Here is a 23,557-nt window from a genome sequence, read left to right as displayed (position 1 = left end):
TCGCCGCAGGTCGTCGGCGCGCGGGCTACGCGCGCGTCAGACCGACGGTCGCGGGCGTCAGGCGCGCTCGGGCAGGGTGGGGATGAGCGCGTCGAGGTAGTCGGCGGTGTCTTCCCAGCCGTGCACCGCGTGGCACTCGACGCCCATCGCGAGCACCGGGTAGTCGTTGCCGTCGGGGTCGAGACGGTCGCCGACGAACAGCATGTCGTCGAGGTCGATTCCGGTGGCCTCGGCGAGCTTGCGCATGCCGTAGGCCTTGTCGATGCCGCGGTGGGTGATGTCGACCGACGTCGATCCGCCCGAGCGCACCTCCAGGTCGGGGATGCGGGCGGCGACGGCCTCGCGCAGACTGTTCTTCTTCTCGCCGGTCGGGTCCCAGGCCATCTTGGCCTCGAGCGGAGCGCTCTGACCGAGGGCGGAGAACGTGATCTGCGAGCCGCGGTCCTCGAGGATCTCGCCCCAGGGCTCGGCCTCCCACAGACCCAGGCGCTCGGCCTCTTCGCGAACGGCGGTGAGCGCGCGCGACTTCTCGTCGTCGGTCAGCGAGTGCGCGTAGACCGTGTCGATGCCGTCGGTGCTCAGGCGGTAGTACTGCGTGCCGCACGTCGGCATGAGGTGCAGGTGCGACAGCAGCCCCGAGTCGGTTTCGGGCAGGCGCTCGACGACCTGGGACTTGAACTGCTGCAGCTGTCCGCCCGAGATGATCGCCACCTCGACGCGGTCGGCGAGCGCCAGCAGCAGATCACCCATGCGCGGGTCGATCGCGGTCTTGGACGGCGCGAGGGTGTCGTCGAGGTCGAAGGCGACGAGACGGGGCGAGGTATCGGACACGAGGCTCCTGAGGGCGGGGTGAAGGCGGTATCTCGGTACACGAGAGGCTCCACCTGATGGTGGAGCCTCTCTGCGGTCGGGGTGACAGGATTTGAACCTGCGGCCTCGTCGTCCCGAACGACGCGCGCTACCAAGCTGCGCCACACCCCGTGGCCAACCCTGTAAGTCTACCCCGTTCGCGGCCGTGCTTCGAACCGGGGCGTCGGGCGGGCGCGTCGCCGGGACTTCCCCGCCCGCCCGACACCCGTCGCACCCGTCTCAGACGCGGGCGGTCCCTCGACGACGTGCCACGACGAGGGCGGCGACCCCGGCGGCCAGAGCAGCGGCGGCGACGGTTCCGCTCGCGGCCAGCCCCGTTGGGCTCACCCCCGTCATCGCGAGGGACGCGGCCGGCGGTGTCAGCGGGGCAGGTGGGGCGACCGCCGGAGTCGCCGTGGGAGCCGGGGAGGGGGCGGACGGCGGAGGGGCGACCAGCTGCTGGGTCTGTGCCGGCGTGGCGAACCGTTCGACCCAGGCGAAACGTCCGGGAAGATGGGGGACCGTCGCGGCATCCTGATCCGCGCGTTCGATGCGCCACACGGCCGTGTAGACGCCCGGCCCGGGGAGCGGCTCGTCGGTGGTGGCGGTGTAGGTCCCGGCACCCCGGGTCGGATCGGTGGTCAGCTCGAGGTGCCCGATGGGCTGCAGGCCGCCGGGGACCTCGGGGGACTCGGCGGGGAAGGCCCCGGTCCGGTAGAGGTCGGCGCGCGCGCGGATCGTCACGAACGTGCCGTCGGCCCGCCGGGGCCAGACGCCCTCTCCGGAGGAGAACAGCACCTCGTCGACGAACCGGCCGTTCTCGAGGCGCGCGTGCGTCTGGATGCGCGGCGAGAAGCGCACGGGGCGCGCCGCCGCGTCCTCCGCGGTGAGGTCGAAGCGCACCGGGGCGGCGGGGCCGGCCGACTCCTGCTGCCCGGGGGTGCTGAAGTAGCGGATGGCGGCCGCGCGCACGGTGAAGGCGCCGCGTGCGCGCACCGTGTAGGGGCGCCCGTCGGAGTTCGCGGGCGGGGAGGCGAGGATCGGGTACGACGTGCCCGGAGTCACCGCGGTGCGATCGGCCGACCCGGTGTCGGCGAAGACCGCTCCGTCGAGGTGGACACCGCCGGTGGCATCCGGGTCGACGTCCGCGGTGACGGTTCCGCGCGTCGGATCGTCGTCGTCGACCGTCAGCAGGAGGGCTCCGCCCACGCGCGGGACCCGGATCGTCGCCGCTTCGGCGAGGTACCGTTCGGCGCGATCCTGCACGGCGGCACTGTTCTCCGGGCTGGCGCGGCGCATGATGCCGTCGATCGCCTCGCGCAGCGAGTCGCCCTCGTACCCCCACGAGTGCAGTGTCGTGTCACGGTCGACGATCGCCTTCACCGCCCAGCCGACGCCGGCGGCCTGCACCGGGTCGTCGGTCTGCCCGTAGGTCGTCACGAGGTGGTTGATCGACACGAGCTGTTGCGGGGTGAGACCGTTCACGTCGGATGTCTCGCCATTGTCGGTGGTCGTCCCCGTCGCCACGGGGAGCCCGGGGTGGATGCAGTACGTGTGGACGTCGCCGACCCGCATGGACCCGTGCCAACCGGTCCACGACAGCGGAGCCCACGTGCCGAACCCCGTTCCCTGTTCGGCGGCGTGGGCGGGCGCGGTGGCGAGGACGGGAACGGTCGCGACGCCGACGGCGATCAGAGCGAGGGTGAGCGCGGTGCGCAGAAGACGGCGGCGCGGGGGAGGAGGGTGATGCATCGAGTGTCCCTTCGGTCGAGGAGACTCGATCATGCGATCCGGGCGCGTTCGCGCGACGTGCGAAAGGGCCGATCCGTGGATGGATCGACCCTTTCGGCGACGGGGGAGAAGGCGTCAGCGCGGCAGCAGCGTGAGCAGCGTGGCCTCGGGTCGACAGGCGAACCGCACCGGTGCGTAGATGGAGTGCCCGAGCCCGGCGCTGACGTTCAGGGGAACGGTCCGGCCGCCGTGCGACCACTCGCTGAGCCCGCGCGCCTGGTCGAGCGGAAGGTCGCAGTTCGAGACGAGCGCTTTCCGGCTGAAGGGGACGCGTACCTGGCCCCCGTGCGTGTGGCCGGCCAGCAGCACGTCGGCGCCGAGATCGACGAAGCGGTCGAGCGTCCGTCGGTAGGGGGCGTGCATCACGCCGAGGGTCAGATCGGCGGCATCCAGGGTCGACAGGACCGGCGGGATGAGCTCGGGCTTGTCCCAGTTGCGGTGGGCGTCGTCGACCCCGAACGCGGTGAGGCGAAGACCCTTCACGTCGAGGGACACGGCGGTGTCGTCGAGGATGCTCCAACCGAGGTCGTCGGTGAAGAAACGATCGAGCGCGTCGATGTCGAGGTGCTTGTGGTCGGGCACGCTCCCCGAAGGCCCCGTGAAGTACCGCAGCGGATTGCGCGGCGCGGGCTCCTGGTAGTCGTTCGACCCGTGGACCACCAGCCCGGGCACACCGCGCAGCGGGGCGAAAGCGGTGCGGATGCCGCTGAGCCCGTCGCGGTGGCCGAGGTTGTCGCCGGTGTTCACGACCAGGTCGGGCGCGAGCTCGACGAGCCGTGCCATCCACTCCTGCTTGCGATGCTGCCAGGGAGCCATGTGCGCGTCGGAGACGTGCAGGACGCGCACGGCATCCGCGCCCTTCGGGAGCACGCGCACCGCGTGGTAGCGGACGGTGAACAGATACCGCTCGACGCCCATGCCCCAGACCGCGGCGCCGACAGCGGCCGCCCCCGCGACCCCGAGGGGCGCGAGGGCGGCCGTCACGACGGGACGCGTCACTGGCACTTCTTCTTCACGACGTCGAGCACGATCGCGGTGCTCTTGTTCGCCGAGGTGCCGCCGGCGGGGTTGGTTGCCGTGACACGACCCTCGTCGGGTGCCCCACTGTCGTCCTTGCAGCTCACCGACAGGTTGTTGTATCCGGCCGACTTCAGAGCGGACTGGGCCGCGTTGAGGTTCTGGCCGGAGACGTCCGGCACGGTTCCGCCCTGGCCGTTGCCGGGGCTGATGGTGATCGTCGCGCCGGCGGGAGCGGAGCCGCTGGGGTTCTGCTCGGCCACGCGGTCGCCACCGAACTCTGCGTCGACCGGGTCGCCCACCGTCACGGAGAAGCCGGCGCTCTGCAGCGTCGACCGGGCCTCGTCGATACTGCGCCCCACGACGTTCGGCACGTCCTTGGTCACCGTGCGCAAGAGGTTCTGCGCGGGGTCGGGGAACCGGTCTCCGCCGTAGAACTCGTCGGCCGCACTCTGCACCTGGCGGGCGACCGCGTAGCGCATGTCGCTCAGCTGGTACCCGTTGGCGTACTTCCGGAACAGCGTCTCCCTGCCACCGTCCCAGTTGCCGACCCAGACCGCGGTCGTGACGTTGGTGGACGACTCGATCATCCACGTCTCGTGGGCCTCGTGCGTACCGGTCTTGCCCAGCACAGCAGTGCCGTCCTGGGGGTTGGCGGTCTGGCCCGTGCCGCCGCTGCTCATGACGCCCTGCAGGGCGTAGGCGGCGGTGGCGGCGACGTCGGGGGTCAGCACGGTCTCGCAGGTGCGATCGGGGATCGGACGCTCCGCGCCGTCGGCATCCGTCACCTTGTCGATCAGCTTCGGCTGGCAGTGCGACCCGCCGTTGGCGACCGTGGCGAAGGCGCCGGCCATGGCCAGGGGCGAGACGTTGTCGCTACCGATGACCTCGTTGGCGTTCTCCATCGTGATCGGCTTGCCGTCGCCGGTGGTGCCGACGCCCATCTTCTTCGCGACGTTGGCGATGTCGCAGAGGTCGAGCTGCGCGGCCATCGCCAGGTAGCCGGTGTTCAACGACTCCTTCGTGAAGCGCAGGGGTGTGCCGTAGTAACCCGGATTCTGATCGAAGTTCTCGATCTGGTACCGGTCGGTGTTGACCCAGGGACCCGTGCACGAGTTCTTCATGTTCGGCACGGGCTGGAGACGCCCGTTCAACTGTGCGTTGAGGGAGTTCCCCTTCTCAAGCCAGTCGACCAGGGTGAAGATCTTGAAGGTCGATCCGGCATTGAAGCCGATGGAGCCGCCGAGCTCGCTGTTGCCGGCGAACACGATCGAGCTGTAGGACGGATCGTTCTCCGACTGCGTCGGATCCTCGGGGAACTTCGTGTTCTGCGCGACAGCCAGAACGCGCCCGGTCTTCGCTTCCAGGCTGAGCGCGGTCGACCCGAGCTTCAGCCTGTCGTCACTGGACGGCACGACGTTGTTCATGGCGTTCTGCGCCGCCTCCTGCATCCGCAGGTCGAGCGTCGTCTGGATGGTGAGTCCGTCCTGACGCAGCGCCTGGACACGATCGTCGTCCTCGGCGCCGAAGGCGGGGTCGCTCAGGATCGTGGCCACGACGAGCTGGCAGAAGTAGGGTGCCGCCGACACCGCGCACCCCTGCGAGGTCGACGTGAGGTTCGGGGTGATCGGCTCGAGCGCGTACTGGACGAACTGCTCGTGCGTGATCTTGCCGTCGTCCTCCATGCGGCTGAGGACGTACAGCTGACGCCCCTTCGTCTCGCTGTACCCGTCGGCCGCGGCGACCAGCTGCTCCTGCGTGATCTCGCCGTTGTCGCGCAGCGTGTAGAGCGCCTGGATGGTGCTCTGCTCCACGTCGTCGATCGAGCCGTCGGCCGCCTTGTTGTACGCGACGCCGTCGGCATCCACGATCGAGCCACCCGACAGGTCGATGCGGAAACGGTTGGGGTTCTGCACCATGCCGGCGAGGACCGCGGCCTGACCGATGTTCAGATCGGCGGCCGACACGTTGAAGTACCTCTTGGCGGCGGCGTCGATGCCGTACGTCACGCCACCGAAGTTGGCGATGTTCAGGTAGCCGAGGAGGATCTCGTCCTTCGTGTACTGCTTCTCGAGCTGCACCGCGTAGCGCATCTCCTGCAGCTTGCGCTGGTAGCCCTCGACGCCGTCGGCCTGGATCGCCTCGAGTGCGCACTTCTGCAGCGCCTCGTCCCGCGTCATCGCGGGGATGGCAGGGGTGGTGTCGGTCGCCTCGACGGCGTCGGTGGCCTTGGCGCTGCGCTCGCATCGCTGCACGAGCACGTTCTTCACGTACTGCTGGCTGATCGAGGACCCACCCTGCGTCGCGCCGCCGGCCGCGTTGCTGAGGAGCGCGCGCGTCGTGCCGATGAGGTCGACGCCGCCGTGCTGGTAGTAGCGGGGGTCTTCCGACGAGAGGATCGCGTCGTACATGACCGGGTTGACCTGGTCGAAGGTCACCGGCGAACGGTTCTGGTCGTAGAACTTCGCGAGCACCTGGTCGCCGGCCATGAGCGTCGTCGGCAGCATGAGCTTGTCGGGCTGGAGGTAGCTCGGCATGTTGTCGAAGATCGTGATCGCGCTCGACGCCGCCAGGCCCGAAACGGCGATCGCCGGGGTGACGGCCGCGGTCACGAGGAGGCCGGCGGCTGCGCTCAGGCCGACGAGACCGACGATGCCCCCGAGGGCGCCGCTGGCCGTACGTTTGTTCTCAGGCATAGGCTTGATGCTAAGCGACGTTGCTGGGCGATGCCTTGAAGGCGTGCGCTCGCGCGCGTACGCGTCCACCCTCTCGCTCGACCGCCGAGCCGACCCGCCGGGAGCCCCGATGACCACGTGGGAATACCTCACCACGCCGCTGCTGATCCACAACACCGCTGCCATCCTCAACAACTGGGGCAAGCAGGGGTGGGAGCTCGTCCAGGTCGTGACCGGCCCCGAGGGTGGCCTCGTGGCGTACTTCAAGCGTCCCGTGGGTGGCGGGGAGGCCAACGCCGGCCTCGGTGCCGCCGCCACCGCCGCTCGCCAGTTCGAGGGCCAGGAGTGAGCGTCTCGGAGCGCCTGGCGGCGCTCGGTGTCGAGGTGCCCGGTGTCGTCCCGCCCGTCGCGGCCTACATCCCGGCGAAGCGTCACGGCGACCTCGTGTACACCTCCGGCCAGCTTCCGATGGTGCAGGGCGCGCTCCCCGCGACCGGCAAGGTCGGCGAGGGCGACGGACTCGTGTCCCCCGCGGATGCCAAGACCTACGCGCGGCAGAGCGCGCTCAATGCCCTCGCCGCGGCCGCGTCGCTCGTCGGCGGCGTCGACAACCTCACCGGTGTCCTCAAGATCACGGGCTTCGTGGCATCCGTGCCCGAGTTCACCGGTCAGCCGGGCGTCATCAACGGGGCGAGCGAGTTCCTCGGCGAGGTGTTCGGTGACGCCGGTGCGCACGCCCGCTCCGCGGTCGGCGTCCCGGTGCTTCCGCTGGACAGCCCGGTCGAGGTCGAGGTCGTCTTCACCGTCGCCTGACCGCCGTCAGCGCGTCGCGACGCTGCCGAACAGGCGGGCGATCGGGGCGAGGACCACAGGTCTCGCGGCGAGCCACGCGGCGGCGATCACCGCGATCGACGCCGCGAACAGCACCACTCCGAGCCAGCCGTCACCGTCCTGCGCGGCGTACATGTGGTTCAGGTTGCGGCGCGCACCGGTGGCGAGCACGAGTCCGACGTGCACCACCGTGAACGCGACGAAGAACAGCATGACGGGGTAGTGGACGGCGCGCGCCCACTCGACCCGATAGGCACGGGTGAGGCGGGTCGCGTTGCGCGGCCAGACCCCCGACATGCGGACCCCGGTGGCGATCGCGAGCGGGGCCGCGACGAAGACGATCGTGAAGTACGCCAGCTGCTGCAGGGCGTTGTAGTTCAGCCATCCGTTCTCCGTGGGCCAGTCGAGCGACGTGTACTGCGCGGCCGCGCTGAGGGCGTTCGGGATCACCTCCCACGACGTCGGGACGATCCGCATCCATTGCCCGGTCGCGAACAGCAGCACGAGGAACAGGACGCCGTTGGCGATCCAGAGCACGTCGAGCGCCTGATGGAACCACAGGGTGAGGCTGATCTTCCGTTTCGGATCGCGGCGCGGTGACCAGAATGCGGACGGCCGCTTCTGGTGTCGCACCTGGAGACCCGAGCGCACGATCAGCACGAGGAAGAACGCGTTGAGGAAGTGCTGCCACCCGAGCCACGCGGGAAGGCCGACGGGGGCGGCTGCGGGAAGCGGATACTCGCCCGGATAAGCGGTGAGGAACGCGACGCCCGCCGGTGTGCTCAGGAGCCAGCGGGTCAGCAGCACGAGCATCCCCGCGGCGAACCCCAGACCGACGGCGCCCACGAGAACGATCCCGGTTCGCCGGGGAGCCGCGACGTCGCGCGTGCGCTCGCGTCCGATGCGCTCCGCCCGCAGGGCGATCCACCGCTCCGACGACGCCGTCGGGAAGACGCTCTGTCGGCCTCGCAGCGGTGGGCGTGGGGACGCGGATGCCACGGGACCGGCGGATGCCGTGGCCGTGCTGCTCGGCACGCGCGCGAGTGCATCCGCGGGAGCGGCGGCGGGGCGCGCGGGAGCGGCGGCGGGAAGCGCGGAGGCCGGTGGCCACGGCTCGCCCCCGGACACGCGGGGGAGCCCTCGCCGAAGGCCCGAGGCAGCAGTCTCGGCGGGCGCGGGCGCGACGGCGGTAGGCGTGACGGGGAGCACGTCCTCCGTCGTCGGGGGCCGCGACGGCGCGCCCTCCTGCGGACTCTCCGCACGACTCTCCGCGGAGGCCCCGTCCGCGACGGCAGGTCGGGCGAGAACTCCGCCGGAAGGATCGGCGCCGTCGCCCGCCGGCGGCCACGGCTCCCCGCCCGGCACGCGAGGGAGCCCTCGGCGCAGGACGCCGTTCATGAGCGCTTCGCTTCCAGAGCGGCGATCGCCTGGGGCACCACGGTGAAGACGTCGCCGACGATGCCGAGGTCGGCGATGGCGAAGATCGGCGCCTCGGGGTCCTTGTTGATCGCGACGATCGTCTGCGCCGTCTGCATGCCCGCCCGGTGCTGGATCGCGCCGCTGATCCCGAGCGCGACGTACAGCCGCGGCGACACCGAGACCCCGGTCTGCCCGACCTGGGCCGCGGCGGCGACGTAGCCGGCATCCACTGCCGCGCGGGACGCGCCCACGGCGGCGCCGAGCGCGTCGGCGAGCTGCTCGACGAGCGCGAACCCCTCGACCGAACCGACGCCGCGCCCGCCCGACACCACGGCGGCGGCGCCCCGCAGTTCGGGACGGGTCGACGTCGCGACGACCGGCTGGGCGTCCTCGACACGGGCGGCGGGAAGGCCCGAAGGGGTCACCTCGAGCGTCTCGACGGCGGCGTCCGGCACGGCCTCCGCGCGCGCGTCGATCGCCCCGGGGCGGACGGTCACGACGAGCGGTCCGAGAGTCGAGCCGGATGTCACGTCGAATCCGCCGCCGAAGACCGAGTGCCGGGCGAGGACGCCGAGGTCGTCGCGGTCGAGGCCCACGGCATCCATCGCGAGGGGCAGACGGCGACGGGCGGCGAAGCGTCCCGCGACATCGCGTCCGTCGACCGTGTGCGGAAGGAGCACGGCGGCGGGGGACAGTTGCGCGAACGCCGCGTCGAGGGCGTCGACGGCGGGGCCGGTGAGGAACGCGGGGTCGTCGGCTGCGATGAGGACGCGTTCGGCTCCCGCGGCGATGGCGTCGTCGGCGAGCGCCCGGGTGTCGCCGTCGGCGACGATCAGCGCGACGGCGGAGCCGATGCCGCGCGCGGCGCCGAGCAGGCCGGCGGCGGTCTTCGCGAGCCCGCCGCCCGGGGCGGTCTCGAGCAGGACCAGGATGGTGTCGGTCATCGTCGTCCCCTCACGCCAACCGGTTCTCGAGGAGGAACGCCGCGAGCCGTTCCCCGGCGTCGCCCTCGTCGACGATCGTGGTCCCGGCGGCGCGCGGGGGCCGCGCCGCGACCGTCGTGAGGATCGACCACGGTGCCCGGGCCGGATCCGCGTCGAGTCCGAGGTCGGCGAGCGAGAGCGTCTCGAACGGCTTCTTCTTCGCCGCCAGGATGCCTTTGAACGTGGGGAAGCGGCCATCGGGCAGCGCCTCGGTGATCGAGATCACGGCCGGCAGGGGCGCGGACACCCGCGCGGTGGCGGCCTCGGTGGTCCGGGTGCCCGACACCGTGGCATCCCCGATCTCGACGTCCGACAGCGATGTGGCGTGCGGCACGCGCAGGTGCTCGGCGAGCATGGCGGGGAGCACCCCGCCCGCGCCGTCGGTGGAGAGGTTCCCGGCGACGACGAGATCGAAGCCGACGCGCGACAGCGTGGCCGCCAGCACCTCGGCGGTGAGCGCGACGTCCGCTCCGCGCAGGGCGTCGTCCACGACGTGGACCGCGGAGTGGGCCCCCATCGCGAGCGCTTTGCGCAGCGTGGCCGTGGCGGCCTCGGTCGCCATCGAGACGGCGACGACCTCGGCATCCGGATGCCCGTCGGCGAAGGCCAGGGCGACCTCGAGGGCGCGCTCGTCGATCTCGTCGAGGACGTGATCGCTCTCGTCGCGCCGCGCGAGCCCCGTTTCGAGGTCGAGTCTGCGCTCGCCCCACGTGTCGGGCACGTCTTTCACCAGGACCACGATCTTCATCGATCTCTCCTCGTCCGATCCCGCCGCGTCGCGGGATCCGTGTCACGGCCCCGGGTGCGGGGCCGACCTCGCCGCCCCGGGTCGGGGCGGCGGAGTCACTGCGCTTCTTCGTCGCGCTCGGCGGCCTCCCGCTCCGCGTCGCTGGCGATGTATCCGTCGATGTGCCGCTCGTCGACGCCGTTGTAGGCCGAGAGCGGACGGATGAGGGCGTTGGATGCCGCCTGCTCGATGATGTGCGCCGTCCAGCCCGTCACGCGCGCGGCGACGAACAGCGGCGTGAAGGTCGGGGTGTCGAAACCGATCAGGTGGTACGCGGGCCCGGACGGGTAGTCGAGGTTGGGGTAGATGCCCTTGCGGCCGACGAACTCCGTCTCGAGGGCGTCGTACAGCGCGGCGAGGTCGTCGGCGCCGTAGTGCGCGACGAGCGTGTCGAGCGCCGCCTTCATCGTGGGGACGCGCGAGTCGCCCTTCTTGTACACGCGGTGGCCGAAGCCCATGATCTTGCGCTTCTCGGCGAGGGCGGTGTCCAACCACGGACCCACGTTCTCGACCGAGCCGATCTCGTCGAGGATGTGCATCACGGCCTCGTTGGCTCCGCCGTGCAGGGCGCCCTTGAGCGCCCCGATCGCCCCGACGACCGCGGAGTACAGGTCGGCCGTGGTCGAGGTGATGACGCGGGCGGTGAAGGTCGAGGCGTTGAACGAGTGCTCGGCGTACAGCACCATCGACACCGCGAACGCGCGGGCGACGACCTCGTCGGCCTCCTCGCCGAAGGTCATCCAGAGGAAGTTGCGCGCGTAGTCGAGATCGGCGCGGGGCTCGACGAGCGCCTCGCCGCGCCGGCGACGCTGGTCGTAGGCGACGATCGCGGGGATCTTCGCGAACAGCAGTTTCGCCTTCGCGAGGTCGGAGGCCGCGGAGTTGTCGGCCACGTCGGCCGCGGGAGCGAGCGCGCCGATCACCGACACCGCCGTGCGGGCGACGTCCATGGGGTGGGCGTCGAGCGGGAGCAGATCGATCGTGGTGCGGACGGCGGCATCCAGCGCGCGGTGGGAGCGCTCGAACTCCTCGAACTCCCGCAGCTCCTCGGCGGTGGGGAGGTCGCCGTTCCACAGCAGAAGCGCGACGGCCTCGAACGACTGCGTCGCGGCGAGCTCCTGCACCGGATATCCGCGGTACAGGAGGCTGTTGGTCTCGGGGTTGACCTTGCTGACGGCGGTGTAGTCCACCGTCACCCCGGCCAGACCCTTCTTGATCTCTGCGTCGCTCATGCTCACTCCTTCGTGGCTCGGCTGTCGGCGACCGAGAAGTCGAACACGTTCGCGTCGAAGCGCGAGTAGTGCTCGTAGTCGATCAGGTCGTAGAGGTCGGCGCGATGCTGCATCTCGCCGAGCTGGTCGCGAAGATGACCCTCGGATGCCAGGGCGTCGAGGCCCCGGCCCGCGGCCCCCATCGCCAGGCGCAGGAGCGAGACGGGCCAGATGACCAGGTTCACACCGGCGTCGCGCAGCTGCGCGGTGGAGAAGAGCTCGGACTTCCCGAACTCCGTCATGTTCGCCAGGATCGGCACGTCCAGCGCCGCGCGCATGGCCTCGAACTCGCCGAGGTCGCGCATCGCCTCGGGGAACACCGCGTCGGCACCGGCGTCGACCAGGGCCTTCGCACGGTCGATCGCGGCAGGAAGCCCCTCGACGGCCCGGACGTCGGTGCGGGCCATGATGAGGAAGTCCGGGTCGCGTCGGGCGTCGACGGCCGCGCGGATGCGCTTGATCGCGGTGTCGGCATCCACGACGCTCTTGCCGTCGAGGTGGCCGCAGCGCTTCGGGTTGACCTGGTCCTCGATGTGGGTGCCGGCGAGGCCCGCGTCCTCCAGCGTCTGGATCGTGCGGGCGACGTTCATCGGCTCGCCGAAGCCGGTGTCGGCGTCGATGATCGCGGGCAGCTCCGTCATGCGCGCGATCTGCTGTCCGCGGCCGGCGACCTCGCTGAGGATCGTGAGGCCGATGTCGGGCAGCCCCAGGTCGGCCGAGATGACCGCGCCCGAGATGTACACGCCGTCGAACCCCTTGCGCTCGATCAGCCGCGCCGAGAGGGGGTTGAAGGCGCCCGGCATCCGGACGAGCTCCCCGGATGCCAGCTTCTCGCGCAGCGCGCGCCGCTTCTGCTGAGGGGTGGTCTGGGCGTACAGCATCAGAACAGCCCCTTCGGCGCCGGCGCGAGGGCCAGGACGCCCGGCTTCGCGACGATCGTGAGCTGCAGCACCTCGTCGGCGGTGAGTTCGGGCAGGCGCTGGGCCAGGGCGAGGAACCGCTCGATCTCGTCGGCGGTGAGCACGGGCTCTGCGAGCAGGCGGAACTTGCGCACGTAGTCCTCGCGGGCGAAGGGGCGGGCGCCGAGCGGGTGGGCATCGGCGACCGCGATCTCGTCCTCGACCACGGACCCGTCGGTCAGCGTGATGACCACGCGACCGCCGAAGGCCTTCTCGTTCGGATCCTCGGAGTGGTAGCGGCGCGTCCACTCGGCATCCTCGGCCGTGGTGATCTTGTGCCACAGGGCGACGGTGTCGTAGCGGCCCGCGCGCTCGGGCGCGTACGAGTCGACGTGGTGCCACGCGCCGTCCTGCAGGGCGACGGCGAAGATGTACGGGATCGAGTGGTCGAGCGTCTCGCGCGACGCGGTGGGATCGTACTTCTGCGGGTCGCCCGAGCCCGAGCCGATCACGTAGTGCGTGTGGTGGCTCGTGTGCAGGACGATGGATGCCACATTCGCGGGGTCGCGCAGCTCGGGACGCTCGGTTCCGAGGCGGCGGGCGAGGTCGATCCACGCCTGGGCCTGGTACTCGGCCGAGTGCTCCTTCGTGTACGAGTCGAGGATGGCGCGCTTGGACTCGCCCTCGGCGGGGAGCGGCACGTCGTACGTGGCATCCGGTCCGCCCAGCATCCACGCGATCACGCCGTCCTCGCCCTCGTAGATGGGGGAGGGGCTGGTCTCGCCGCGCATCGCGCGGTCGACGGCTTCGACGGCCATCTTCCCGGCGAAGGCGGGTGCGTGCGCCTTCCACGTGGAGATCTCGCCCTTGCGCGACTGGCGGGTGGCGGTGGTGGTGTGCAGCGCCTGACCGATCGCCTGGTAGATCGTCTCCTGGTCGAGGTCGAGCAGGGTGCCGATGCCGGCGGCGGCGGAGGGGCCGAGGTGGGCGACGTGGTCGATCTTGTGCTTGTGCAGCGAGATGGCGCGGACGAGGTCGATCTGCACCTCGTACGCCGTCGCGAGGGCGCGGACGACCGCCGCGCCGTCGCGGCCGGTGTGCTGGGCGACCGCGACGACGGGCGGGATGTTGTCGCCCGGGTGCGAGTAGTCGGCGGCGAGGAAGGTGTCGTGGTAGTCGAGCTCGCGGACCGCGACGCCGTTGGCCCACGCGGCCCACTCGGGGCTGGAGCGACGCTCGAGGGCGCAGCCGAACACGGTCCCGCCGACGCCGCCGATCGAGACGGCGTGGTCGAGGGCCTGCTGCCGCGCGGCGCTCACCGGGCGCCGCGTGAGCGAGGCGGCCGCGACGGCGGCGTTGTCGATGACGCGGTTGATGATCATGTCCACGACATCGTCGTCGACCGCGACCGGGTCGACGGCGATGCGCGCCAGGGCCCACGCCAGCTGCCCCTCGCGCGCGAGGTTCTCGTCGCTGCGGTGGACGCGGAGGTGGTGGGTGATCGTCATGCGAGGGCCTTTCGATGGGGCGAGGGGGCGGCGTCGTCGAGGGACTCGAGGATGCTGGTGAGGGCGTTGTGCAGGTGCACGTGGGTGGCGTGGGCGGCGAGGTCGGCATCGCCCGCGGCGATCGCGGCGGCGATCAGCCGGTGCTCCGACACCGAGGCGGCGAGCCGCTCGGGCTGGTAGCGGGCGAGACGTCGCACGCGGACGAGGTGGGTGCGGACGGAGCGCAGCGCCGAAGCGAGGTAGTCGTTGGCCGCAGCCTCGTCGAGCGCCGCGTCGAAGTCCGCGATGAGGCGGTAGTAGTCGTCGCGTGCGGCCTCGCCGTCGAGATGGGCGGCGTCGAAGGCGGCCGTCAGGGCCGCGAACTCGGTGGCGCGGGGGGACGCGGCAGCGAGCCGTGCCGCGGCTTCTTCGAGCGCCCGCCGGACGACGAACAGCGCGCGGATGTCGTCGCCGTCGACCGCGGTGACGACGGTGATGCGCGGGGAGGTCTGGGCGACGAGCCCGTCGGCGGTGAGCCGGGCGAGCGCCGCGCGGAGGGGGGTGCGGCTGACGCCGAGGCGGGCGGACTGCTCGACCTCGCCGAGGACGGTGCCGGGGGCGAGCACGCCGGTCTGGATTTCCTCGAGGAGCGCGGAGTAGGCGCGGTCGCTGGCGCGCATGGCATCCCTCCTCGCCCTCGATTCCCCCCAGTGTATACAAAAGCGAGTTGAGAAGGGCGCCCTGGCCCGTTAGTTGCGTTCTTGGTATACACCGTGTGATCGCGCAAAGAAAGATCGTGGATGCCAGGACCCCCGGCATCCACGATCCTTCAGCGCGTCACTTCACCTGGGCGCTGATGACGCTCATGACCGCGGTGTCGGCGAGGGTGGTGGTGTCGCCGACCTCGCGGCCCTCGGCGACGTCGCGGAGGAGACGCCGCATGATCTTGCCGGATCGGGTCTTGGGCAGCTCGCCCACGATGTAGACGTCGCGCGGGCGGGCGATCGGGCCGATCTGCTCTCCGACCCAGCGACGCAGCTCGTCGCCGAGGCCGTCGACGCCGTTCTTCTTCATGTAGCGGCTCTTGATGATGACGAACGCGACGACGGCCTGTCCGGTGGTCTCGTCCGACGCTCCGACCACCGCGGCCTCGGCGACGCCCTCGTGTCCGACGAGAGCCGATTCGATCTCGGCGGTGGAGAGGCGGTGGCCGGAGACGTTCATGACGTCGTCGACGCGGCCGAGCAGCCATACGTCGCCGTCGTCGTCGAGGCGTGCGCCGTCGCCGGCGAAGTAGTAGCCCTTGTCGGCGAACTTCTGCCAGTACGTCTCGACGAAGCGGTCGGGGTCGCCCCAGATGCCGCGCAGCATCGACGGCCAGGGCTCGGTGATGACGAGCAGCCCGCCGTTGCCGTGGCCGACCGGCTCGCCGGCGTCGTCGACGACGTCGATCGAGATGCCGGGGAGCGGCACCTGCGCCGAGCCGGGCTTGGTCTCGGTGACCCCGGGGAGGGCGGAGATCATGATGGCGCCCGTCTCGGTCTGCCACCACGTGTCGACGATCGGCGCGCGGTCGGCGCCGATGATGTCGCGGTACCAGATCCACGCCTCGGGGTTGATGGGTTCGCCGACCGAACCGAGCAGGCGCAGCGACGACAGGTCGAAGCTCTGCGGCACGTCGCGGCCGATCTTCATGAACGACCGGATCGCGGTGGGCGCGGTGTAGAAGACGGTCACGCCGTGGTTCTGGATGAGCTCCCACCAGCGGCCCGGGTGCGGAGTGTCGGGGGTGCCTTCGAAGAGGAGCTGCGTCGCTCCGTTGGCGAGGGGGCCGTAGGCGACGTAGGTGTGGCCGGTGATCCAGCCGATGTCGGCGGTGCACCAGTAGACGTCGGTCTCGGGGTGCACGTCGTGCACCACCCGGTTCGTGAACGCCGCCTGGGTGAGGTAGCCGCCGGACGTGTGCAGGATGCCCTTCGGCTTCCCCGTGGTGCCGGAGGTGTAGAGGATGAACAGCGGGTTCTCGGCGGGGAAGGCCCCGGCCTCGTGCTCGGACGAGGCCTGCGGCACGACGTCGTGCCACCAGATGTCGCGGTCGTCGGTCCACTCGACGTCGTTCTTCCCGCGCCGGACGACCAGCACGTGCTCGACGGTCTCCTGGATGCCGGCTCCGTTGCGGTCAGCGAGGGCCTGGTCGACCGCGGGCTTGAGCGGCGAGACCTTGCCCTTGCGCCAGCCGCCGTCGGCCGTGATGACGAGCTTCGCGCCGGCGTCGTCGATGCGGGAGCGGAGGCTGTCAGCCGAGAAGCCGCCGAAGACGACCGAGTGCACAGCGCCGATCCGGGCGACGGCGAGCATCGAGGCGATGGCCTCGGGGATCATCGGCAGGTAGATCGCGACGCGGTCACCGCGCTCGATGCCCAGGTCGATGAGGACGTTCGAGAGGCGCTTCACCTCGTCGGTGAGCTCGGCGTAGGTGACATCGCGCCGGTCGCCGGGCTCGCCCTCCCACCGCAGCGCGATGCGGTCGCCGTTGCCGGCCTCCACGTGCCGGTCGAGGCAGTTGTACGCGACGTTGAGCTCGCCGTCGGCGAACCACTCGGCGAACGGCGGGTTCGACCAGTCGAGCACGGTCGTGAACGGCGTGTGCCAGTGGAGCTCACGCGCCTGATCCGCCCAGAAGCCTTCCCGGTCGGCTGCGGCGCGCTCGTACAGACTCGCGTCGCCCACGGCATTCGCGGCGAACTCCGCCGAGGGGGCGAAACGGCGGGTCTCGTTGAGGAGATGATCGATCTGGCTGCTCATCTGGCGCTCCTTCGCGGTCGAGGCACGGCGCGTCCTCGCGCCACGGTCACGCTATCCCTCCGCCGCGGAGGGCGGTTACCTCCGATAGTTGGCATCCGACGAAAACGACCCAGCTGATATATCGCTCGCTTTTCGAGCCATTCGGTTCCTTCCGGGGCGCGAGACGGTTAGTCTTGTCCCTGCCCGAACATCGCTTCCGGCAGCGCGTCGGGGGGAGCCCCCCAATTTTTCCCCGGCGCGTGGCGGCATCCCTCGCCCCCCATTGACGGGATGCCGCCCCCTCTTTTTCCGGGCCCGTTTCGACGGGCCGTCGGTTCCTCCCCAGGCCGCGAAGTCGCGGACCGCTCCACGGATGAGTCCATCGGCCCCGCGCCGGGACGGGCGGACTTCCTACCGTCGTCGGTGTGATCTCCCCGCTCCTGTTCCCCGTTCCGGAATCCGCCACCCCACCGCCCTCCCCGCTCGCCGGGATGCCGTCGGCCTGGGCCGACCCGGGTCTGGCCTTCCTCCGTCCGTTCCTTGCCGACCCCGACGTCAGCGACGTGTTCGTGAACGGCGAGGACGGCCTCTTCATCGACCGGGGGCGCGGAGCCGAACGCGTGCCGTCGTGGCGGGCGAGCGAAGCCGAGGTGCGCCGGCTCGCCGTGCGGTTGATCGCACTCGGGGGCCGACACCTCGACGACGCCTCTCCCTGCGTCGACGTCCGGCTCGAACGGGGGGTGAGGGTGCACGCGGTCCTCGCGCCGGTCGCCGTGCGCGGGACGGCGATCTCGATCCGGGTTCCGCGGTGGGACGCCCCCGACCTCGAGGCGCTGGATGCGACGGGGATGTTCCCCCCGGGTATCCGCGCGCAGCTCGAGGAGATGGTGGATGAACGCTCGAACGTCCTCATCTCGGGAGCGACCGGGGCGGGCAAGACGACGCTGCTGTCGGCGCTGCTCTCGCGCGTCCCCGCCGCGGAGCGCATCCTCACGATCGAGGAGGTCTCCGAGCTCCGACCCCAGCACCCCCATCACGTCGCCCTCGAAGCGCGTCAGTCGAATCTCGAGGGCGCGGGCGGCATCGCGCTGGAACGCCTGGTGCGCGAAGCACTGCGGATGCGACCGGATCGTCTCGTGCTGGGGGAGTGCCGCGGTGCCGAGATCCGAGAGCTCCTCCTCGCGCTCAACACCGGGCACGACGGCGGGGCGGGAACACTGCACGCTCGGGGAATCGCCGAAGTCCCGGCCCGGCTCGAAGCTCTGGGCGCGCTTGCGGGGATGGATGCCGCTTCTCTCGCGCGTCAGGCGGTCAGCGCCCTGCACGCAATCGTGCACGTCGAGCGCCGGGGCGGGCGGCGGCGGGTCGTCGGAATCGGTCGCCCGACGCTGAACGGTGATCGCTTGAGGGTCCGAGAGGTTCGCTGCACATGAAGCGATCGACGCGGGGCGGCGCCGACACGTCGGTGATCGAGGTGGCGATGAGACTCAGCGTTCTCCTGTCGGCGGGGGTGACGGTACCGGCCGCCTGGCGACATCTCGCTCGCGACGGAGACGCGGTGCTCGTCGAAGCGGCACGGGCCGCCGAGAGCGGGGGAGACGTCGCCGCGGCGCTCCGTCTCGGCGGTGGGGCGTGGAACGACATCGCGAGGGCCTGGGCCGTGGCGGTCGCTGTCGGCGCACCCCTCGCGGACACGCTGCGATCCGCCGTCGCCGCGCTCCGCGACGCACACGAGGTCCACGACGACGTCGTCGTCGCGCTCTCCGAACCCGTGGCCACCGCGCGGCTCCTGACCTGGCTCCCGCTTCTCGGCCTCCCGCTCGGCATCGCCCTCGGACTCGACCCGCTGCGGGTGGTCACAGAGTCGCTCGGCGCCGGCGCCGTGATCGCGGGCCTCCTGCTCATCGGGGTGTCTCATGTCTGGACACGGCGCCTCGCCCGCCGCGCGGAACCCGGTACCGATCTCGCCGGGTGGGAGGCCGAGCTCGTCGCCGTGGCCCTCTCGTCCGGGGCGTCCGTCGACCGAGCTCAGGCGCTGGTCGCGGCCGAACGCGGAGCGACCCCTTCGGCCGACGTTCCGGTGGGCATCACCGCGGCCCTCGACCTCTCCGTCCGAACCGGGGCGCCCGCGGTCGAACTGCTCCGCGGCGAGGCGTGGCTCGCGCGCCAGCGTGCCCGCGCGCAGGGGAGGGAGACCGCGGCACGGCTGTCGACGCGACTCCTCCTCCCGCTCGGCATCTGCACGCTGCCGGCTTTCCTTCTTCTCGGCGTCGTCCCGGCCGTCCTCGGCGTCGTCCGCTCCACCGTCCTGCCCCTCTGAACCGTCCACCCATGAGAAGGAGTCCCGTGTCCGTTCGAACGTCTCGCCCCGCACCCTGCTTTCCCGTCCTGCCGCCGCTCACGTCGCGGCGAGCCGGACGGCTCTTCCTCGACGATCGCGGCGCCGCCACGGCCGAGTACGCGATCGCCACGATGGCGGCGGTCGCCTTCGCTGGGCTGCTCGTCGTCATCATGCGGTCCGACGAGGTGCGCGGCATCCTCACCGACCTCGTCCGGCGTGCCCTGACGGTGCAATGAGACCCGTGGGCCTCGACGACCGCGGAGCCGTGACGGCGGAGTTCGCCGTGGCGCTCCCCGCCGTCGTGCTCGTGTTGGCACTCGGCCTCGGCGCCCTGTCCGCGGGCGCGGCGGCGGTACGCCTGCAGCACGCCGCCGCCGAGTCGGCGCGGTTGTTCGGGCGCGGAGACGACGCCGGTGCCCGCGCCGTCGTCGCGGGCGTGGGCGCGACCGTCGACGTCCGTCGCGCGGATGCGCTGGTGTGCGTCGACGTGGCTGCGCCGGTTCCGGTGCCCTTGCCCGTCGGCCCCCTCTCGGCGCGGTCGTGTGCACTCGACGGGGGCGGGTGATGGCCGGCAGTGCGGCGACGGTCGGCGTGGTCGCGGCCGTCGCGGTCGCGGCGCTCGGCCTGGCCGTCGTGGCGGGTGCCGTCGCGCAGGCGGAACGCCTCGCCGGAATCGCGGATGCGGCGGCCCTCGCCGCCGCCGACACCGTCAGCGGCGCGGTCGCCGGGGTGCCGTGCGAGGCGGCCACGGCGGTCGCGGACGCGGGCGGCGCGAACCTGAGCGAATGCGATGTCGACGGCCTCGTCGCCACGGTCACCGTCGGCAGCGCGTACGGTGGGATTCCGTTCGCTGCACGCTCCCGCGCGGGACCACCCGATGTCTCGGCGGCGCATGACCTCCCGGAACCCGGACAGGGAGGCGTGTGTATGGTGTGCAACGAAGAAAGGACCCCAGTGGCAAACGGCAAGAAGCTCGTCATCGTCGAGTCCCCGACGAAGATGAAGTCGATCCAGGGATACCTCGGCGACGGATACGAAGTGCTCAGCTCGGTCGGGCACATCCGCGACCTCGCCTCCAAGAAGGAGATCCCGGCCGACAAGAAGGCGGCGTACGGCAAATACTCCATCGACGTCGAGAACGACTTCGACCCCTACTACGTCGTCAACGACCGCAAGACCAAGACGGTCGCCGAGCTCAAGCGCGCCCTGAAGTCCGCCGACGAAGTCCTCCTCGCAACCGATGGTGACCGCGAAGGCGAAGCCATCGCGTGGCACCTCCGCGAGGTCCTCAAGCCCAAGGTCCCCGTCCGCCGCATGGTGTTCCACGAGATCACCAAGGACGCCATCCAGGACGCCGTCCACCACACCCGCGACCTCGACGAGTCGCTCGTCGACGCGCAGGAGACCCGCCGCGTCCTCGACCGCCTCTACGGCTGGGACGTCTCACCCGTCCTGTGGCGCAAGGTCGGCTCCGGCCGCGAAGGCACCGCGCTCAGCGCCGGCCGCGTGCAGTCCGCCGCCACCCGCATGGTCGTCGAGCGCGAACGCGAACGCATGGCCTTCGTCTCGGCCACCTACTGGGACGTCGAGGCGCTGGCATCCAAGTCGGGCTCGTCGTTCACGACGCGCCTCAACCGCCTCGACGGCGCGCCGCTCGCCCGCGGTGGCGACTACGACGACAACGGAAAGCTCAAGAAGGCCGTCGTCGTCCTCGACGAGGCGCAGGCCCGCGCGCTCGCCGCCGACATCATCGCCGCGGCCAAGGCCACCGTCGCCAAGGTCGAGGCCAAGCCCGGAACCCGCAGCCCCCGCGCACCCTTCACCACCTCCACGCTTCAGCAGGAGGCCGGACGCAAGCTCTCGATGAGCGCCAAGCACGCCATGGGCGTCGCGCAGCGTCTCTACGAGAAGGGCTTCATCACCTATATGCGTACCGACTCCACCGCGCTCTCGACGCAGGCCGTCACGGCCGCGCGCGAGCAGGCGGTGGCGCTATACGGCGACAAGGCCGTGCCGGCCAACCCGCGCGTCTACAAGAGCAAGTCCAAGAACGCGCAGGAGGCGCACGAGGCCATCCGTCCCTCGGGCGAGCACTTCCGCACGCCCGCGTCGCTCGCCTCGTCGCTCGACCGCGACGAGCAGAAGCTCTACGACCTGATCTGGAAGCGCACCGTCGCCAGCCAGATGTCGGATGCCAAGTACGAGACGACCACGGTCACCCTCGCCGTCCAGGCGGGGGAGAAGCAGGCCGAGTTCACCGCCTCGGGCACCGTGTACACCTTCAAGGGCTTCCTCGAGGCGTACGAAGAGGGCAACGACGAGAAGCGCAACGACGAGGACGCCGACCAGTCGCTCCCCGCCGTCGCTGTCGGCGACGAGCTCGCGATCAGCGACGTCGAGCCCAAGGGCCACAGCACCTCGCCGAAGCCGCGTTACACCGAAGCCAGCCTCGTCAAGGCGCTCGAAGAGAAGGGCATCGGTCGCCCCTCGACCTTCGCCAGCATCATCGGCGTGATCCTCGACCGCGGCTACGTCACCAAGCGCGGCCAGGCCCTCGTGCCCAGCTGGCTCGCCTTCAGCGTCGTGCGTCTGCTCGAACAGCACTTCGCCGACCTCGTCGACTACGACTTCACCGCCGCTCTCGAAGACGACCTGGATGCCATCGCCCGTGGCGAACAGCGCCGCACCGAATGGCTCAAGGCCTTCTACTTCGGCTCCGACAAGCAGGTGGGCCTCCGCCACATCGTCGAGAACCTCGGCGAGATCGACGCGCGCGAGCTCAACTCCACGCGCATCACCGACACGGCCACCCTCCGCTTCGGCAAGTACGGCCCCTACCTCGAGGTCGTCGAGCCCGGTGCCCCCGAGGACGCCAAGCCGCGCATCGTCAACATCCCCGAAGACCTCGCGCCCGACGAGCTCACGCCCGAGAAGGCGCAGGAGCTCATCGACGCGCCGATCGCCGGCGACCGCGTCCTGGGCGAGAACCCCGAGAACGGCAAGCTCATCGTCGTCAAGGACGGCCGGTTCGGACCCTACGTGCAAGAAGTCGAGGCCGAGGAGCCCGAAGAGGTCGACCAGGCCACGGGCGAGGTCGTCGAAGCGCCGAAGAAGCGCGGCGCCAAGAAAGAGGCCGCGCCCAAGCCCCGCACGGCATCCCTCTTCCGCTCGATGTCGGTCGACACCATCGACCTCGACACCGCGCTGCAGCTGCTGTCGCTGCCCCGCGTCGTCGGAGCCGACCCCGCGACCGGTGAGGAGATCACCGCGCAGAACGGCCGCTTCGGTCCGTACCTGAAGAAGGGCACCGACTCGCGGTCGCTCGACTCCGAGACCCAGATCTTCGACATCACCCTCGAAGACGCCCTCGCCAAGTACGCCGAGCCCAAGTACGGCGCCCGGCGCGCGTCGAGCGCGCTCAAGGAGTTCGACGCCGACCCCGTCAGCGGCAAGCCGATCAAGCTCAAGGACGGTCGCTTCGGTCCGTACGTCACCGACGGCGAGACCAACGCCACGGTGCCGCGCGGCGAAGACGCCATGGCCATCACCTTCGAGCGTGCCGTCGAACTCATCGCCGACAAGCGCGCGAAGGGCCCCGCCCCCAAGCGCACCGCGGCGAAGAAGACGACGACCACGCGCAAGGCCCCGGCGAAGAAGTCGTGACCGCCGACGCCCCCCGGCCGCCGCACGCCCCCCGCGCGACGACGGCCGGGGGCCCCGGTCTCTTCCTCACCCTCGAGGGAGGCGACGGCGCCGGCAAGACGACCCAGGCCGCGTTGCTCGAAGAATGGCTCCGCGCCCAGGGCCGCGAGGTCGTGCGCACACGTGAACCCGGCGGCACCGACGTCGGCGTCCGCATCCGCGACATCGTCCTGCACCACCGCGGTCACATCGCGCCCCGCGCCGAAGCCCTGCTCTACGCCGCCGACCGCGCCCACCACATCGAAACCGTCGTGCAGCCCGCGATCGCCCGCGGCGACGTCGTCATCCAGGACCGCTACCTCGACTCTTCCGTCGCCTACCAGGGCGCCGGCCGCGTCCTCGACGCCGACGACGTCCGCGAACTGTCGCTGTGGGCCACCGGCGGACTCCTGCCTGACCTCACGGTCCTGCTCGACCTCGACCCGGCGTCCGCGCGGGCGCGCCTCGACGCTGACGACAAACCGTTCGACCGCCTCGAAGCCGAGAAGGCCGAGTTCCACGAACGCGTGCGCGCCGCCTTCCTCACCCTCGCCGCCGCCGAACCCGAACGCTTCCTCGTCCTGGACGCCACCGAACCCGCCGCCGTCCTCGCCGACCGCGTGCGCGAAGCCGTGGCATCCCGGCTCGCCTGACCCGCGCCCAGGGCCGTCCGGCACGCCGCCGCCGCGGCGCCGCGTCCCCTCCGCCCGCCGCGCGGGATTCGCGGGGGAGCGGACGGCCT

General features: G+C 71.2%; 20 protein-coding genes and 1 tRNA gene. 8 read left to right on the top strand and 13 right to left on the bottom strand.

Going from position 1 to position 23,557, the window contains the following annotated elements; genetic code table 11:
- Positions 1-57 precede the first annotated feature (57 nt).
- The 5 genes from CSIV_RS15005 to CSIV_RS14985 all read right to left on the bottom strand — a co-directional run bounded on the left by CSIV_RS15005 (position 58) and on the right by CSIV_RS14985 (position 6,353).
- Entirely contained in the window at positions 58-831 is a 774-nt protein-coding gene (locus CSIV_RS15005; protein WP_077052148.1) for an HAD-IIB family hydrolase, read from the bottom strand.
- 76 nt (positions 832-907) lie between these two features.
- Positions 908-981, bottom strand: a tRNA-Pro gene (locus CSIV_RS15000).
- A 108-nt stretch (positions 982-1,089) separates the two neighbouring features.
- Positions 1,090-2,601, bottom strand: a complete 1,512-nt coding sequence (locus tag CSIV_RS14995; protein ID WP_139340727.1) for a hypothetical protein — start codon at positions 2,599-2,601, stop codon at positions 1,090-1,092.
- Between the two features lie 114 nt (positions 2,602-2,715).
- Positions 2,716-3,639, bottom strand: coding sequence for a metallophosphoesterase (locus tag CSIV_RS14990; RefSeq protein WP_083735164.1), 924 nt, complete (start codon positions 3,637-3,639; stop codon positions 2,716-2,718).
- Entirely contained in the window at positions 3,636-6,353 is a 2,718-nt protein-coding gene (locus CSIV_RS14985; RefSeq protein ID WP_077052146.1) for a transglycosylase domain-containing protein, read from the bottom strand. The genes CSIV_RS14990 and CSIV_RS14985 overlap by 4 nt, the downstream gene beginning before the upstream one ends.
- Positions 6,354-6,462: 109 nt before the next feature.
- Here CSIV_RS14985 and CSIV_RS14980 point away from each other — a divergent pair, with 109 nt between their 5' ends.
- Both CSIV_RS14980 and CSIV_RS14975 read left to right on the top strand, forming a co-directional pair.
- The gene (locus tag CSIV_RS14980; RefSeq protein WP_077052697.1) at positions 6,463-6,681 is read left to right on the top strand and encodes a hypothetical protein; all 219 of its coding nucleotides are present in this window, start codon (positions 6,463-6,465) and stop codon (positions 6,679-6,681) included.
- Positions 6,678-7,145: a RidA family protein gene (locus CSIV_RS14975; RefSeq protein WP_077052145.1), complete on the top strand. Its 468-nt coding sequence runs from the start codon at positions 6,678-6,680 to the stop codon at positions 7,143-7,145. The genes CSIV_RS14980 and CSIV_RS14975 overlap by 4 nt, the downstream gene beginning before the upstream one ends.
- Before the next feature lie 6 nt (positions 7,146-7,151).
- Here CSIV_RS14975 and CSIV_RS14970 read toward each other — a convergent pair whose 3' ends face one another.
- The 8 genes from CSIV_RS14970 to acs form a co-directional block, all read right to left on the bottom strand.
- Complete coding sequence (locus CSIV_RS14970) at positions 7,152-8,198, bottom strand: cytochrome b/b6 domain-containing protein (protein WP_238592389.1); 1,047 nt, start codon at positions 8,196-8,198, stop codon at positions 7,152-7,154.
- Positions 8,199-8,557: 359 nt separating this feature from the next.
- Entirely contained in the window at positions 8,558-9,526 is a 969-nt protein-coding gene (locus CSIV_RS14965) for an electron transfer flavoprotein subunit alpha/FixB family protein (RefSeq protein ID WP_077052143.1), read from the bottom strand.
- 10 nt (positions 9,527-9,536) lie between these two features.
- Positions 9,537-10,313 carry an electron transfer flavoprotein subunit beta/FixA family protein gene (locus CSIV_RS14960; protein WP_077052142.1) on the bottom strand — a complete coding sequence of 259 codons (777 nt, stop codon included), beginning with the start codon at positions 10,311-10,313 and terminating at the stop codon, positions 9,537-9,539.
- Between the two features lie 95 nt (positions 10,314-10,408).
- A complete protein-coding gene (locus CSIV_RS14955; RefSeq protein ID WP_077052141.1) occupies positions 10,409-11,584 on the bottom strand; it encodes a bifunctional 2-methylcitrate synthase/citrate synthase in 1,176 nt (391 codons plus the stop codon).
- 2 nt (positions 11,585-11,586) lie between these two features.
- Entirely contained in the window at positions 11,587-12,504 is a 918-nt protein-coding gene (gene prpB / locus CSIV_RS14950; protein WP_077052140.1) for a methylisocitrate lyase, read from the bottom strand.
- Entirely contained in the window at positions 12,504-14,030 is a 1,527-nt protein-coding gene (locus CSIV_RS14945; RefSeq protein WP_077052139.1) for an MmgE/PrpD family protein, read from the bottom strand. Before CSIV_RS14945 ends, prpB begins: the two co-directional genes overlap by 1 nt.
- A complete protein-coding gene (locus tag CSIV_RS14940) occupies positions 14,027-14,689 on the bottom strand; it encodes a GntR family transcriptional regulator (RefSeq protein ID WP_077052138.1) in 663 nt (220 codons plus the stop codon). The genes CSIV_RS14945 and CSIV_RS14940 overlap by 4 nt, the downstream gene beginning before the upstream one ends.
- A gap of 157 nt (positions 14,690-14,846) precedes the next feature.
- Complete coding sequence (gene acs, locus CSIV_RS14935; protein WP_077052137.1) at positions 14,847-16,814, bottom strand: acetate--CoA ligase; 1,968 nt, start codon at positions 16,812-16,814, stop codon at positions 14,847-14,849.
- A gap of 404 nt (positions 16,815-17,218) precedes the next feature.
- On the opposite strand from acs, the gene CSIV_RS14930 reads away from it, so the two are divergent.
- The 6 genes from CSIV_RS14930 (at position 17,219) to tmk (ending at position 23,468) form a co-directional block, all read left to right on the top strand.
- The gene (locus CSIV_RS14930) at positions 17,219-18,226 is read left to right on the top strand and encodes a TadA family conjugal transfer-associated ATPase (protein WP_442922931.1); all 1,008 of its coding nucleotides are present in this window, start codon (positions 17,219-17,221) and stop codon (positions 18,224-18,226) included.
- A complete protein-coding gene (locus CSIV_RS14925; RefSeq protein WP_077052135.1) occupies positions 18,223-19,113 on the top strand; it encodes a type II secretion system F family protein in 891 nt (296 codons plus the stop codon). Before CSIV_RS14930 ends, CSIV_RS14925 begins: the two co-directional genes overlap by 4 nt.
- A 26-nt stretch (positions 19,114-19,139) precedes the next feature.
- The gene (locus CSIV_RS14920) at positions 19,140-19,370 is read left to right on the top strand and encodes a DUF4244 domain-containing protein (protein ID WP_238592388.1); all 231 of its coding nucleotides are present in this window, start codon (positions 19,140-19,142) and stop codon (positions 19,368-19,370) included.
- Positions 19,367-19,699, top strand: coding sequence for a TadE family type IV pilus minor pilin (locus CSIV_RS14915; protein WP_175627633.1), 333 nt, complete (start codon positions 19,367-19,369; stop codon positions 19,697-19,699). Before CSIV_RS14920 ends, CSIV_RS14915 begins: the two co-directional genes overlap by 4 nt.
- A 389-nt stretch (positions 19,700-20,088) precedes the next feature.
- Positions 20,089-22,797: a type I DNA topoisomerase gene (gene topA / locus CSIV_RS14910; protein ID WP_077052695.1), complete on the top strand. Its 2,709-nt coding sequence runs from the start codon at positions 20,089-20,091 to the stop codon at positions 22,795-22,797.
- Positions 22,794-23,468 (top strand): dTMP kinase, encoded by a 675-nt coding sequence (gene tmk / locus CSIV_RS14905; RefSeq protein ID WP_077052133.1) that lies wholly within the window; start codon positions 22,794-22,796, stop codon positions 23,466-23,468. Before topA ends, tmk begins: the two co-directional genes overlap by 4 nt.
- Positions 23,469-23,557: the final 89 nt, after the last annotated feature.

Origin of the sequence: Microbacterium sp. CSI-V (genome assembly GCF_001984105.1) — a bacterium.
Taxonomy (GTDB): domain Bacteria; phylum Actinomycetota; class Actinomycetes; order Actinomycetales; family Microbacteriaceae; genus Microbacterium.
Note: the sequence above shows the minus strand (reverse complement) of the source record. Positions and strands in the feature narration are given on the sequence as shown.

What these genes read in the sequence shown, in the direction of transcription:
- CSIV_RS14980 (WP_077052697.1), top strand. Translation starts at nt 6,463, where the DNA reads ATGACCACGTGGGAATACCTCACCACGCCGCTGCTGATCCACAACACC.
- CSIV_RS14965 (WP_077052143.1), bottom strand. Translation starts at nt 9,526, where the DNA reads ATGACCGACACCATCCTGGTCCTGCTCGAGACCGCCCCGGGCGGCGGG.
- prpB (WP_077052140.1), bottom strand. Translation starts at nt 12,504, where the DNA reads ATGCTGTACGCCCAGACCACCCCTCAGCAGAAGCGGCGCGCGCTGCGC.
- CSIV_RS14955 (WP_077052141.1), bottom strand. Translation starts at nt 11,584, where the DNA reads ATGAGCGACGCAGAGATCAAGAAGGGTCTGGCCGGGGTGACGGTGGAC.
- CSIV_RS14940 (WP_077052138.1), bottom strand. Translation starts at nt 14,689, where the DNA reads ATGCGCGCCAGCGACCGCGCCTACTCCGCGCTCCTCGAGGAAATCCAG.
- acs (WP_077052137.1), bottom strand. Translation starts at nt 16,814, where the DNA reads ATGAGCAGCCAGATCGATCATCTCCTCAACGAGACCCGCCGTTTCGCC.
- CSIV_RS14985 (WP_077052146.1), bottom strand. Translation starts at nt 6,353, where the DNA reads ATGCCTGAGAACAAACGTACGGCCAGCGGCGCCCTCGGGGGCATCGTC.
- CSIV_RS14945 (WP_077052139.1), bottom strand. Translation starts at nt 14,030, where the DNA reads ATGACGATCACCCACCACCTCCGCGTCCACCGCAGCGACGAGAACCTC.
- CSIV_RS14995 (WP_139340727.1), bottom strand. Translation starts at nt 2,601, where the DNA reads ATGCATCACCCTCCTCCCCCGCGCCGCCGTCTTCTGCGCACCGCGCTC.
- CSIV_RS14915 (WP_175627633.1), top strand. Translation starts at nt 19,367, where the DNA reads ATGAGACCCGTGGGCCTCGACGACCGCGGAGCCGTGACGGCGGAGTTC.
- CSIV_RS14925 (WP_077052135.1), top strand. Translation starts at nt 18,223, where the DNA reads ATGAAGCGATCGACGCGGGGCGGCGCCGACACGTCGGTGATCGAGGTG.
- CSIV_RS14960 (WP_077052142.1), bottom strand. Translation starts at nt 10,313, where the DNA reads ATGAAGATCGTGGTCCTGGTGAAAGACGTGCCCGACACGTGGGGCGAG.